This is a genomic window from Butyrivibrio sp., assembly GCF_024699075.1.
Genome location: NZ_JAILQF010000334.1, coordinates 24,199 through 37,146, shown reverse-complemented (window position 1 = coordinate 37,146; position 12,948 = coordinate 24,199). Strand labels below are relative to the sequence as shown.

Here is a 12,948-nt window from a genome sequence, read left to right as displayed (position 1 = left end):
TGATATCGGTCCTGTTTTTTTATTCAATAGAAATTCCTTCGGATTTCCTATTGAATAAAAGCTCAACTAATGATGAAATCGGTGCGTAGCGGTAGATAGTAAATTCAATATTTTTTACAAATCAGTCATGACGTGTTATATTGTTTCTGCCTGTTTGGGCTATCGTTTGTAATCGTTAACCAAGTTTTTGAATAATTGCCATGAGTATTTTAAATGTAGAAAACGTATCAAAATCATATATGTCAAAGCCTGTCCTTAGTGGAGTATCTGTAGGAATAAGTGATACAGATAAAATAGGTGTAGTAGGTACCAACGGAACAGGAAAATCAACGCTTCTTTCGATTGTTGCAGGTGTGACTGCTCCGGACAGCGGACAGGTTATTTCAAGTAATGGACTACGCATTTCGTATCTTCCTCAGAATCCTGTCTTTGATATGGAAAAGAGTCTATTGGAAAACATAGCGGGTAAGATATACGCCGGCACTGATCACTGGGACAAAATGGGAGAAATAAAGGCTAACTTATCCAAGTTTGGAATTGATGATCCGGAGTGTAATCCATCCATTCTTTCAGGCGGACAGAAGAAAAGAGCAGCTCTTGTGGCTGCTATCATGACGCCTTCAGATCTTTTGATCCTGGATGAGCCTACTAACCATCTTGATTCTGACATGATTGAATGGCTTGAGGATTTCCTTCAGCATTTCAGAGGAGCGCTCCTTATGATCACTCATGACAGATATTTTCTGGATGAAGTAACCAATCAGATTCTGGAGGTTGACAAGGGCAGTGTGTATCGCTATGAATCCAACTACTCCGGCTTTTTGGACTTGAAGCAGCAAAGGCTTGATTACGAGCAGGCAGCAGAGAGGAAGGCGGCCACTCTCTACAGAAAAGATCTTGCGTGGATGCTCAGAGGCGCAAGAGCCCGTTCAACCAAGCAAAAAGCCCACATTCAGAGATTCGAGGAATTAAGGGACAGACAGCGCCCCGAAGAGGAAAGACAGGTAGAGCTATCATCACTTCCCACAAGAATGGGGAATAAGACCATTATCCTTGAGGGGATTTCAAAGGCCTATGAGGGGAAGCTTCTTTTTAAAGATTTCTCCTACATTTTCGGCAAGCTGGACAGAATAGGCATCATAGGGCCCAATGGCTGCGGTAAATCAACACTCCTCAAATGCATAGTGGGTACAGTAACGCCCGACTCAGGCTCAGTTGAAATAGGACAGACGATAAAAATAGGTTATTTCGGGCAGGAAAATGAGGCACTCGATGAAAGCAAAAGAGTGATTGACTACATACGGGATACGGCTGAGTTTATACGTACTACTGACGGACTCACCTCTGCATCTGTCATGTGTGACAGATTCCTGTTTAATCCTGAAATGCAGTATGCGCCTATTTCCAAGCTCTCAGGCGGAGAAAAGAGAAGACTATATCTCCTCAAAGTCCTCATGGAACAGCCAAATGTCATCATTTTGGATGAGCCTACCAATGACCTGGACATTCAGACACTGAGGATTCTGGAGGATTATCTGGACGGCTTTGCAGGGATCATCATCACCGTAAGCCATGACAGGTATTTTCTTGACCGAGTAGTCACGAGAATTTTTGCTTTTGAACAGGATGGAAGTCTGTACCAAAGTGAAGGTGGATATTCTGATTTCCTTGTACATAAAAAAGAAGCTGCTGGTGCTGCGACAGACATAATCACAGATTCCAAGGATTCTTCGGTAGAAGATAAGCCTGCCAAAGCCAAGTACCGTGCGCCCCGCGAGAAGACAAAACTCTCCTTCAAAGAACAGCGTGAGTACGACAATATCGAGTCGGAAATCGAAGCCCTCGAGGCAAAAAGCTCCGAACTCGAGACCCAGATAGCGGAATCAGCCACTGACTACCCCAGACTAATGGCCCTCAGTAAGGAAAAAGAAGAAGTTGATGCAGAGATAGATAGGAAGATGGATCGATATATCGATCTCCAGGAGCTTGTAGATAGCTTTAGTTCAGATAATTAATTACGTATGTATTAGCTTGATCATTCCTACGTCGACAAATAAACATGTATGTTACTTGAAACTGGTATTGAACCCAATCAGACCGCATGTTGTCAACCAATGCTATCTTAATCGATTTTTTGCTAATAAGATGTTATATTATAAGTGGCAAGAGGTTGCTTAAATGCATGTAGGTTGGTACTTATACGAGGAGAATATGTATGTGCCAGGTAAAAGAGATGATTATTGATAACAGAATAATATATGCAGCTGATATCAAGCAAAAGTATATAGAGAATATTGTTGATGCCGCAAGTAAGTGTAACCAAATCGATAAGGTTATATTGTTTGGATCAAGCTTGGAAGACAGGTGTACAGAAGATTCTGATGTTGATATTGCTGTGTTTGGCCAGAATACTAAGTCTAAAACGTATCGTTCAAAGGCATACGAGCAATTTCTTAAGCAGATATATGGATATGATCTGGAACAAGATTATGATATTTTATATTTCAAAACAGGTGAAGAAAGCGCGCAGCAGATTTTTAAGGACATTTTGAATGGAGAAACATTGTATGTCAAAGATTAAGAAAAACAATGATCTATCTATGAAAATGGTTCAGGCTGATCTTATAATGGTCAGAAATGTACTTCAGGGCAAGGAAGACGATAAAGTAATAGCAAAATATCTGCGTGCTGAATCAGCATATCATTTACAACAGGCGGCTGAGAAACTAATAAAGATACAGATTTATTCAGCTGGTATTAAAGTAAATCATTCAAAAATGTATAAACATTCGTTAGTATCATTAATTCAATATGCCCAATCAGAGAACATAGTTTTAAATATTCCCAAGATTGTTGTTTCTAACGCCCAACTGATAACAGATTGGGAGGCTTTGGGCAGATATGAGATTCATCTGGTTGTTCGTACAGATACCTTGAATAAATTCTACAATGCCATAGAGGAATGGTATAAGGATATGTATGATGATGGATTTAGGTGATTCCCATCATCCTTCCGTCGGCATATAAATGTGTATGTTACACGAAGCTAATATTGAACACAATCAGACCGCATGTTGGAATCAAGAATCTTAGGATTCCCATCACCCCTCTGCCGGAAAATAAACATGTATGTTACTCGAAGCTGCCTTTGAACACGCCGGTTGTAAGGCTGCGTCTTTTGCAGCCTTACAACCGCTGCGTGTGAAACGGAGCGAAAGCGCCAGCTGAGAGTAACATACATGTTTATTCCCCTCGGCAGAGGAGTTGTTGGTCAAACTTAGTGATTGCAATTTGGCTCGGATTCGTGTAAATTAATGGTGTCGCACAACTGGCGGATTTGTGGAATTACCACAGGGGAGTGCGATACTTTGAGCAAGATTGTCGACCGCCTGGGCAGAACCAATTAGATGGTATGCCCAGGCGGTTTTCGTATTTTCTGGTACCAAAAGCTGAATCCCTGCATGTGCTTTCGTTTTAAGCGCAAGGGGTATAAGGGACCAAGGCATGCCGGAATCAAAATCAAAGGAGTAAAACTATGAGAAATCTGGAAACTGAACTTAAATCCAACGCCTACCCGGGACGTGGAATCGTGATCGGTACAAGTGCTGATGGGAAGTATGCTGTCACTGCATATTTCATCATGGGCAGAAGTGAGAACAGCAGAAATCGCGTCTTTGTGACAGAGGGAGAGGGCATCAGAACCCAGGCTCACGATCCTGCCAAGCTTGAGGATCCAAGCCTTATAATCTATGCACCTGTTCGCGTAAGGGGAGACTACACCATCGTAACTAACGGTGATCAGACTGATACTATCTATGAACTGATGGAGGCAGGACAGTCCTTCGAGGAAGCGCTCAGAACCAGAGAGTTTGAGCCTGACGCTCCGAACTACACACCTCGTATTTCCGGACTTATGCATATAGATGATGGCGAATATGACATCTCCATGTCCATACTTAAGAGTGACAACGGAGATCCTTCATCAACACTCAGATTCACATATACTTATGAGAAGCCTGTTGCAGGCAAGGGCTATTTTATCCATACATATATGGGAGATGGCAATCCGCTTCCCAGCTATGAGGGAGAGCCTACTGAGGTCGAGATCGCAGGTGACATCGATACCTTCACACAGATGATCTGGAATGCTTTAAATGAAGACAATAAAGTGTCATTATTTACACGTTTTATCGATATCAAAACAGGCGAGTACACAACACGTATTGTCAACAAGAATGAGTAACAGTACTGGCATCCGACAGTATATATCATAAATAAAACTATGTTTTTAAGAGGTGAAAAAATGAAAGAATTAGCATTGAAATATGGTTGCAACCCTAATCAGAAGCCCTCAAGAGTTTTCATGGAGGACGGATCAGATCTTCCTATAGAGGTGTTAAACGGTAATCCCGGATATATAAATCTGCTGGATGCCTTCAACGGCTGGCAGCTCGTATCAGAGCTTAAGGCAGCTACAGGAATGCCGGCAGCAACATCCTTTAAACACGTATCACCTGCAGGAGCAGCTATTGGACTTCCGCTCACAGATATCGAGAAGAAGATCTACTGGGTAGAGGATCTGGGAGATCTTTCTCCTATGGCATCAGCGTATGCGAGAGCAAGAGGTGCAGATAGAATGTCTTCCTTCGGAGATTTCATCTCTCTGTCCGATACATGCGATGAGGATACTGCGCGCCTCATCAAGAGAGAGGTTTCAGACGGAATAATTGCTCCGGACTATACAGACAAGGCACTTGAGATACTCAAGGCCAAGAAGAACGGCAATTATGCAGTGATCAAGGTGGACCCTGAGTACAGACCTGCAGCTATCGAGAAAAAACAGGTATTTGGTGTTACTTTTGAACAGGGACACAATGATATAATAATAGATGATAATATGCTTCAGAATATCGTCACAGAGAATAAGAATCTCTCCGACGCAGCTAAGAAGGACCTTTTGATATCACTCATTACACTTAAGTATACTCAGTCCAACTCAGTATGTTATGTAAAGGGCGGACAGGCTATCGGAATCGGAGCAGGACAGCAGTCAAGAATTCACTGCACACGTCTTGCAGGCTCCAAGGCAGATAACTGGTTCCTTCGTCAGGCACCTCAGGTATTGGAGCTTCCATTCCTTGATGATATCAGAAGAGCAGACAGGGACAACACCATCGATCTTTACATCGGTGCAGACTACATGGATGTCCTTGCTGATGGTAAATGGCAGAATCTCTTCAAGGTTAAGCCGGATGTTTTCACCGATGCTGATAAGAGAGCATGGCTTGATAAAAACACAGAGGTTGCACTTGGGTCGGATGCATTCTTCCCCTTCGGAGATAACATCGAAAGAGCAGCTAAGAGCGGCGTAAAATATGTTGCACAGCCCGGTGGCTCTGTAAGAGATGATAATGTCATACAGGCAGCTAATGATCATGATATGGTCATGGCATTTACCGGTATGAGATTCTTCCATCACTAATTAATAAATAAGGGCACCTTATGCACTAAGCGTATTAGGTGCCCCAAAATATAGTCAGATTATAAACTGGCGATATAAGAGGAGAATTATTTATGCTGCGTTTTGTATTTGGTGCATCAGGATCCGGAAAGAGCTACTATCTCAGGCAGGAAATGATAGAGAGGAGCGTTCGGGAGCCTGACAGGAACTTCCTTATTGTGGTTCCCGATCAGTTCACCATGCAGACGCAGCTTGATACTGTAAAACAACATCCCAGAAATGGGATAATGAATATCGATGTTTTGAGCTTTTCCCGGTTGTCTCACCGCATATTTGAAGAGGTGGGTGAGAGCCGGGAGAAAGTGCTCGATGACATGGGGAAAAGTCTGGTCCTTCGTCATGTGGCTGAGACGATGTCGGATGAATTGACAGTTATCGGTGCCAATATGCACAAAATGGGCTATATTGACGAGGTTAAGTCCACTATTTCAGAATTTATGCAGTATCGTATAGAGCCTGAGGACCTGGACAGATTGCTGGAGGTATCTTCCGGTAAAGGTGTTCTGCGTGCCAAATTGCAGGACCTTCAGACTCTTTATAAGGGATTTAAGACCTACATAAGCGATAAATTCATAGCACAGGAAGAGACCATGGATATACTGTGCCGTGCTCTTCCGAAATCACGACTCATCCCCGGAAGTGTCATTGTCTTTGACGGCTTTACCGGCTTCACCCCCATTCAGTATCAGGTGATCGGTGAGCTTTTGTCTCTGGCGGATGAAGTCATCTTTTCCTTCTCACTCGGAGAGGGAGACAATCCATACATATACGATAAGAGCGCTGAGCAGGAGCTGTTTTTGTTAAGTAAAAAGACAGTTCATGATATTTTGCGCCTCGAATATGAAAATGAAAAAAATCAGAATCCCGGACTGGTGCCGGATTTTAATACATGGGCTGAATACAGAAACGGCCATTCCGGGGATGTTTTTATACAAAAATCTGATAGTAGCAGGCATTCGGCTAACCCTGAGCTATCATTTCTTGAACAGCACCTTTTCAGATATGGAAATGCGTCCTATGAGGGTATGGTCAGGAAGATCACATTTATGGATGCAATAGATGTTAAGGGTGAAGTACGGATGGTTTTGTCTAAGCTCAAAGAGCTCATAAGGGAGCATGCAGAGCTTCATTACAGAGATTTTGCCATTGTATGCGGAAGCCTTGAAAGATATGGCGATGTTATAGCTGATGCAGCAGAAGAATTTGATATTCCGATATATCTTGATCAGACAGGCAATATCAAGCTCAATCCATTCATTGAGTTTATTCGAAGTGCACTTTTGACAGTCAGCACGGGCTATAGCTACGATTCGCTGTTCCATTTTTTGCGAAGCGGAATTCCTGATTTTAAGGATGAGGAGACAGACAGCCTGGAGAATTATGTCAGAGCTTTGGGAATAAGGGGCAGGAAAAATTGGGAGAATGAATTCACCAAAATTCCCGGGACGGTCCGTAAGAGACTGGAGAAAATCGAAGAGGGTGAAAAGCTCGCCGCAGAGTATCTTGAGCAGATAAACGGATACAGGAAAAGGGTTCAGGCACTCTTAGAGCCACTATTTAATGCAGAAGGCAGGGAGGTTCGTGCTCTGTCGGAAGCAGTTTATGAGATGATAACAGTTAATGATACGAGGAGTAAACTCTCTGATTATGAACAGCTTTTCCATGAAGCCGGGGATGAGATCAGAGCCAAGGAGTATGCTGTTATTTACGACAAAGTGATGGAAGTTCTTTCGCAGATAACAACCCTTATGGGAGATGAGAAGCTCTCTGTAAGTGAATACCTGGATATTCTTGAGGTGGGATTCGGAGATATAGAAATTGGAACTATACCGCAGAGCGTGGATAGGGTTGTTGTAGGAGATATAGAGCGCACAAGGCTTAATGAGGTCAGGAATCTGTTTTTCCTTGGAGTTAATGACGATCTTATTCCAAAGGGCACGGGTACAGGTGGAATCATTTCAGACATTGAGAGGCAATTCCTCATTGATTCAGCTACGGACATAGAGATGGCGCCCACACCGAGGCAGCAGATGTATATTCAGAGGCTGTACCTCTATATGAACCTGACTAAACCGTCACAAAATCTTTACCTCACATATTCACATCTGACTCCTGATGGAAGCAGTATCAGACCGGCATATATCATCTGCAAGATAAGTACGCTGTTTCCGGGAGTACAGACAATCAGTGCAGAGAAAACCGGTATCCATCAGTTACTGCAGACTTCAGATGTGGCATTATCCTATGTGTCAGAGAATATTCGCAGATATTCGGAAGGATATATGGATGAGGATACAGCAGAGGATTTCAAGGCACTTTACAGGGCTCTGCTTGAGCAGGGAGAGGACAAGAGGAACAGTCTTAAGAGAATGCTTGAGGCAGCAGGTATGAATTATAGCGCAAAGCCGCTTACAGAGGCAGTTGCTACCATGCTCTACGGCAATGTGCTGGTCAACTCTGTGAGCAGACTAGAGAAGTTTGCCCAGTGTGCCTATGCACATTTCCTTAGATATGGATTGGGGCTAAAGGAGAGGGAGGAGTTTTCCTTTGAAGCTTCTGACCTGGGAAATGTTTTCCACGGTGTCCTTGAGACCTTCTCTCATAACCTTGAAAAAGAAAATCTGACCTGGACTACCTTTAGTAAGGAGCAGGGAGAAAGAATACTGGATGAATCCTTCGATAGCTTTGTTAATGAGTATGAAAGTAATATTCTGAGCGAAAGCAGCAGAAATCTGTCTGCACGTAACAGAATAAGGAGAATCCTTGGCAAATCAGTTGACACCTTGCAGTATCAGCTGCAAAAAGGCTCTTTTATGCCTAAATATATGGAGACAGGTTTCGATGAGGTTGGGGATATAGATGCAATAAATGTGAATCTGACTGAGGATGAACGAGGCAGAATATTGAAGAAAATGAAACTCACCGGGCGTATAGATCGTATGGATACCTGTGAGGATGCGGATCATGTGTATATCAAGGTCATAGATTTCAAGTCGGGAGATAAGAAATTCGATCTGTGTGCACTATATTATGGCCTGCAGCTTCAGCTGGTAATGTACATGAATGTTGCACGGGATATGGAGAAAAAGAGCAGCAGGGGCAAGGATATCATTCCGGCAGCTCTTCTATACTATCATCTGTCCGATCCGGTGCTGGAGGGCGAAAGTCTTCCCGAGGATGCAAATGCAGATATAGTCAATGAGATGGTCAGAAAAAGCCTTCGTCCGCGCGGCGTAATCCTGGAAGACAAAGCCGTGGTGGATCTTCTGGATCATGAGCTCGGCTCTGAATCTGATGTAATAAAGGTGAAGATCAATAAGGGAGGGGACTTCAGCAAGTCCGGTTCCGATGTGATGCCTGCAGATGATTTTGATGAAGTCTCAAAATATGTAAATAAGCTTGTAAAGCAAAATGGCAGAAGGATTGTTGATGGTGATATTGAAGTCAATCCTTACGCGATGGGCGACAGATCAGCCTGTGATTATTGCAGCTTCAGATCCATCTGCGGTTTCGACGATTCGGTTCCGGGATATTGTAAGCGTGAGCTTAAGAAGCTGGATAATGATGAGATCATGGAGAATATCAGGGCGCTTGATGATTGAATTGCAGTTATCTTGAGTCTGAAGTGCGTATTCGCTTTGAATAAGCAGTAAACATTTTTACAGGACAAGGTGGATTTATGGGATTTACTAAGGAACAGCAGCAGGTAATTGATGCAAGGGATTGTAATCTTCTGGTATCAGCGGCTGCAGGATCAGGAAAAACAACAGTCCTTGTGGAGAGGATAATACAGCGTATAACTGGTGACAAGCCGATAGATATCGACAGACTCCTTGTGGTGACCTTCACAAAGGCAGCTGCTGCACAGATGAAGGAGAGAATACTGGATGCAATACAAAAAAGGCTCCTTTCAGAGCCTGATAATGCTCATCTTCAGCGACAGGAGACACTTGTTCATGGCGCACAGATCACCACCATTGACTCTTTCTGTCAGTATGTGATACGCAGCAATTTTAACGAAATAGGACTCGATCCCTCGTACCGTGTAGGTGATGAGGGTGAGATGAAATTGATCAGAGCTGATGTCATGGAGGAGCTTCTCGAGGACAGATATGCTGAGGCCGATGAGGACTTCCTTAGGTGCACGGAGTATTTTGCGACAGGCAATAATGACAGTAAGCTTGAAGAATTCATACAGCAGCTCTACGATTACGCAATGAGTATGCCCTTTCCGGAGGACTGGCTCTCTGAGAGAATGCTGGACTATACAGTTACAGAAGAGGAGTTTGATGATACTTTCTTCGTAAAGGATTGTATGAAGAAGGCTAAGACCGTTCTGGCAGAATGCAGAGACAGGCTGAGTATGGCACTTCATATCTCCAACGAACCGGATGGACCGTATTTTTACGGAGATTTGTTGGAGAAGGAGCTGGAAGTTGTCAGCGGTATTCTGGATGCAGACAAGCTGTCCTATGATGAGATGCGTGCCCATATCCTTAATATCAGTTTTGACAGACTTCCATCAAAGAAGGATTCATCGGTCAATGTCGATAAGAGGGAGCTTGCCAAGAACCACAGAGACTATGTAAAAAAGCAGATCAGTGGTCTTGCGGGCAGCTATTTTACTGAGGACAGTAAGACAATAATCGCACATATGGCACTCGTTGCCAATCCGGTTAAGGTCCTGGCAGGGCTGGCGATAGAATTTAAGAACAGGTTTGATGAGCGCAAGCGTGAAAAGGGAATAATTGACTTCGGAGATATGGAGCATCTCGCGCTGCAGATTCTGGTACATAAGACGGAGGATGGTGGCTATGAGCCTACCAATACAGCCATTCAGTACAGGGACTTCTATGAGGAAGTCATGATAGACGAGTATCAGGATTCAAACAATGTGCAGGAAATACTTCTGGCATCCGTATCCAGGGTGGATAAAGAGCATTTCAACAGATTTATGGTCGGAGATGTAAAACAGAGCATATATAAATTCAGACTTGCCCGTCCCGAGATATTTATGGAAAAGATGAACAGCTACAGTTCTGGTGAGGCGGCTCCGGAGAGGAAAATATCCCTTCATGCCAACTTCAGAAGCCGTAAACCTGTTCTTGACTGTGTTAATTACATATTCGAGCAGATCATGGGTGAGGACCTGGGAGGTGTTCGCTACGACGAAGATGCGGCACTTGTCGCAGGAGCAGATTATTATCCGGAACCAGAGGATAGTCGTATGTTTGTACCGGAGATGTTGTTTGCCAATTTGGAGGACAGGAAGTCTTCAGAGGGAAGAGAACTGGAAGCAGCTCTTGTCGCAGGCAGAATCAAAGAACTTATGCAAACAGGCAGGGTTACGGATAAAAATGGCGATTTCAGAGCTGTGAGATACAGTGATATTGTCATACTTCTTAGGGCTACCAGTGGATGGGATACCACTTTTAGAAAAGTGCTTGAAGATCAGGGCATTCCTGTATATGTGGAGTCCAGAACCGGATATTTTTCTGCAACTGAGGTTGTTACGGTGCTGAATCTGCTGAGTATCATCAGTAATCCTCTTCAGGATATACCTCTGGTCAGCGTGATGCACTCTGCGATAGGGGACTTCAGCGATGAGGAGCTGGCTATTATCAGGGCTCATGACAAATATACGGATAAGGATGCTCTCGCAGGGAACAGCTTCTATGAGATATTGAGCAGAGCTGACAAAGATGTGCTTGATGGAAATGAATTACAGGAGGAGCTTGCTCAAAAGATTCGTAATTTCATTCAATTTATATCGGATTACAGACAAAAAAGCAGCTATCTGCCTGTCAGTGAGCTGATAAAGGATATCTTCAGGACAACCGGCTTCTATGAGTACTGCGCAGCACTTCCCGGAGGTGAGAAGAGATGTGCCAATCTCAGCATGCTTGTTGAAAAAGCGCTGGATTACGAGAAGACCAGCTTCAGAGGGGTATTTCATTTCGTAAGATATATTGAGCAGCTCTCCAAGTATCAGGTTGACTATGGCGAGGCGGGGATACTAGATGAAAATGCCGATGTTGTGAGAATCATGAGTATACATAAGAGTAAGGGACTGGAATTCCCCATTGTATTTGTGTCAGGAATCTCTAAGGCATTTAATTATATGGATACTAAGGATGCAGTTATATGCGATATGGACCTTGGAATAGGGACTCACGCAATAGATCTGGACAGGCGCATCAGGTATAAAACGCTCAGAAAGACTGTCATGGATGAGCGAATGAAGATGGATATACTTGGCGAGGAGATGCGAATACTGTATGTGGCTATGACCAGAGCCAAGGAAAAACTCATCTTAACCGGACAGATTAAGGTCGGTGAAGGCGAGGATAAGGTAAGTGGTGATACCAGGAAGAAGCTGCAGGATATCCTCAGATTCAGAGGGAGAGAGCCAATCGAGGGAGAACAGCCATATTTACTTCCACTATTTCAAAGAGGCAGCGCAATGAGTTATCAGGAGCTGATCTTTATGGCGCTTGTAAACCATCCTGATTTTAAGATATTTGCAGATGCTATTGATCTGGAAGTTGAGAATATAGTCTCAGATGAGAAGACGGTGCCGGTGATTTTTAAAGTCTTATCACCTTCTGAACTCATAGCTTCAGAGCTTGATAAAGATGAAAAGAGCCTTCTTAGATTGAAAGAACTCGATGGTGTCATGCAGACTGCGGACAGAGAAAAGAAAGCATATTACGATGATAGATTCTCTTATGTGTATCCATATTCTGCATATAACAAGCTATTTGTCAAAACGACGGTATCGGAGCTGAAAAAAGCTCAGCTTGAGGAGGACATCGAGCCGTCAGCAAGGCTCATTAAGGATGAAGAGGACATACCGGGGTTCGTTACATCTACTCCGGACAAGGCCACAGGTGCAGCCAGAGGTACCATTTATCACAAGATTATGGAACTTATCTATGAAGATTCAAAGGACTATGACAGAAGGGTAGCTGATATTGATGCCTTTATTAAAGACGAGGAAGAAAAGGGGCGACTTCCGGAAGGTGCGTCGCTAAGTGTAGAATCCGCAGATATTAAGAAGTTCTGTGAGTGCCCTGCAGGATGCAGGATGAAAGAAGCAATGTCTGCATCACTTCTATACCGAGAATCCCCGTTCATGATGGGTGTACCCGCGTCCGGAATAGATAAGGATCTTCCGGATGAAGAGCTGGTCCTCATACAGGGAATCATTGATGTATGGTTTGAGGAAGATGATGGAATTGTTCTTTTAGACTATAAGACAGATAAAGTTAAAGAACCTGAGGAGCTTGTCAAAAAATACAAGGTTCAGCTTGATTACTATCAGGAAGCTTTAGAGAAGATAACCGATAAAAAAGTGAAGGAGAGGCTGATCTACTCCTTCACTTTGGGAAAAACTATAAATATCTAAAACTCCCCACACTATTAAA

Annotated in this window: 7 protein-coding genes and 1 riboswitch; all 7 genes read left to right on the top strand. The window is 43.5% G+C overall.

The annotated features are described in order from the left end of the window. The first annotated feature begins 200 nt into the window (after nucleotides 1–200). The 7 genes from K6G87_RS13550 to addA all read left to right on the top strand — a co-directional run bounded on the left by K6G87_RS13550 (nucleotide 201) and on the right by addA (nucleotide 12,929). The gene (locus tag K6G87_RS13550; RefSeq protein ID WP_296838350.1) at nucleotides 201–2,015 is read left to right on the top strand and encodes an ABC-F family ATP-binding cassette domain-containing protein; all 1,815 of its coding nucleotides are present in this window, start codon (nucleotides 201–203) and stop codon (nucleotides 2,013–2,015) included. Nucleotides 2,016–2,215: 200 nt separating this feature from the next. After that, nucleotides 2,216–2,581, top strand: a complete 366-nt coding sequence (locus K6G87_RS13545) for a nucleotidyltransferase domain-containing protein (protein ID WP_296838347.1) — start codon at nucleotides 2,216–2,218, stop codon at nucleotides 2,579–2,581. Then, a complete protein-coding gene (locus tag K6G87_RS13540) occupies nucleotides 2,568–2,999 on the top strand; it encodes a hypothetical protein (protein WP_296838344.1) in 432 nt (143 codons plus the stop codon). Before K6G87_RS13545 ends, K6G87_RS13540 begins: the two co-directional genes overlap by 14 nt. A 315-nt stretch (nucleotides 3,000–3,314) precedes the next feature. After that, nucleotides 3,315–3,402, top strand: a riboswitch (ZMP/ZTP riboswitch). Nucleotides 3,403–3,535: 133 nt separating this feature from the next. Further along, a complete protein-coding gene (locus tag K6G87_RS13535) occupies nucleotides 3,536–4,243 on the top strand; it encodes an IMP cyclohydrolase (RefSeq protein ID WP_296838342.1) in 708 nt (235 codons plus the stop codon). A gap of 60 nt (nucleotides 4,244–4,303) precedes the next feature. Further along, nucleotides 4,304–5,482, top strand: coding sequence for a phosphoribosylaminoimidazolecarboxamide formyltransferase (locus K6G87_RS13530; RefSeq protein WP_296838339.1), 1,179 nt, complete (start codon nucleotides 4,304–4,306; stop codon nucleotides 5,480–5,482). A gap of 92 nt (nucleotides 5,483–5,574) precedes the next feature. Continuing rightward, nucleotides 5,575–9,123 carry a PD-(D/E)XK nuclease family protein gene (locus tag K6G87_RS13525; protein WP_296838336.1) on the top strand — a complete coding sequence of 1,183 codons (3,549 nt, stop codon included), beginning with the start codon at nucleotides 5,575–5,577 and terminating at the stop codon, nucleotides 9,121–9,123. 77 nt (nucleotides 9,124–9,200) lie between these two features. Next, complete coding sequence (gene addA / locus K6G87_RS13520; protein WP_296838333.1) at nucleotides 9,201–12,929, top strand: helicase-exonuclease AddAB subunit AddA; 3,729 nt, start codon at nucleotides 9,201–9,203, stop codon at nucleotides 12,927–12,929. The last annotated feature ends 19 nt before the right edge of the window (nucleotides 12,930–12,948 follow it).

Excerpts from the sequence above, each read along its gene's own strand:
- K6G87_RS13535 (WP_296838342.1), top strand. The coding sequence starts at position 3,536 with ATGAGAAATCTGGAAACTGAACTTAAATCCAACGCCTACCCGGGACGT.
- K6G87_RS13540 (WP_296838344.1), top strand. The coding sequence starts at position 2,568 with ATGTCAAAGATTAAGAAAAACAATGATCTATCTATGAAAATGGTTCAG.
- K6G87_RS13530 (WP_296838339.1), top strand. The coding sequence starts at position 4,304 with ATGAAAGAATTAGCATTGAAATATGGTTGCAACCCTAATCAGAAGCCC.
- K6G87_RS13525 (WP_296838336.1), top strand. The coding sequence starts at position 5,575 with ATGCTGCGTTTTGTATTTGGTGCATCAGGATCCGGAAAGAGCTACTAT.
- K6G87_RS13545 (WP_296838347.1), top strand. The coding sequence starts at position 2,216 with ATGTGCCAGGTAAAAGAGATGATTATTGATAACAGAATAATATATGCA.
- K6G87_RS13550 (WP_296838350.1), top strand. The coding sequence starts at position 201 with ATGAGTATTTTAAATGTAGAAAACGTATCAAAATCATATATGTCAAAG.
- addA (WP_296838333.1), top strand. The coding sequence starts at position 9,201 with ATGGGATTTACTAAGGAACAGCAGCAGGTAATTGATGCAAGGGATTGT.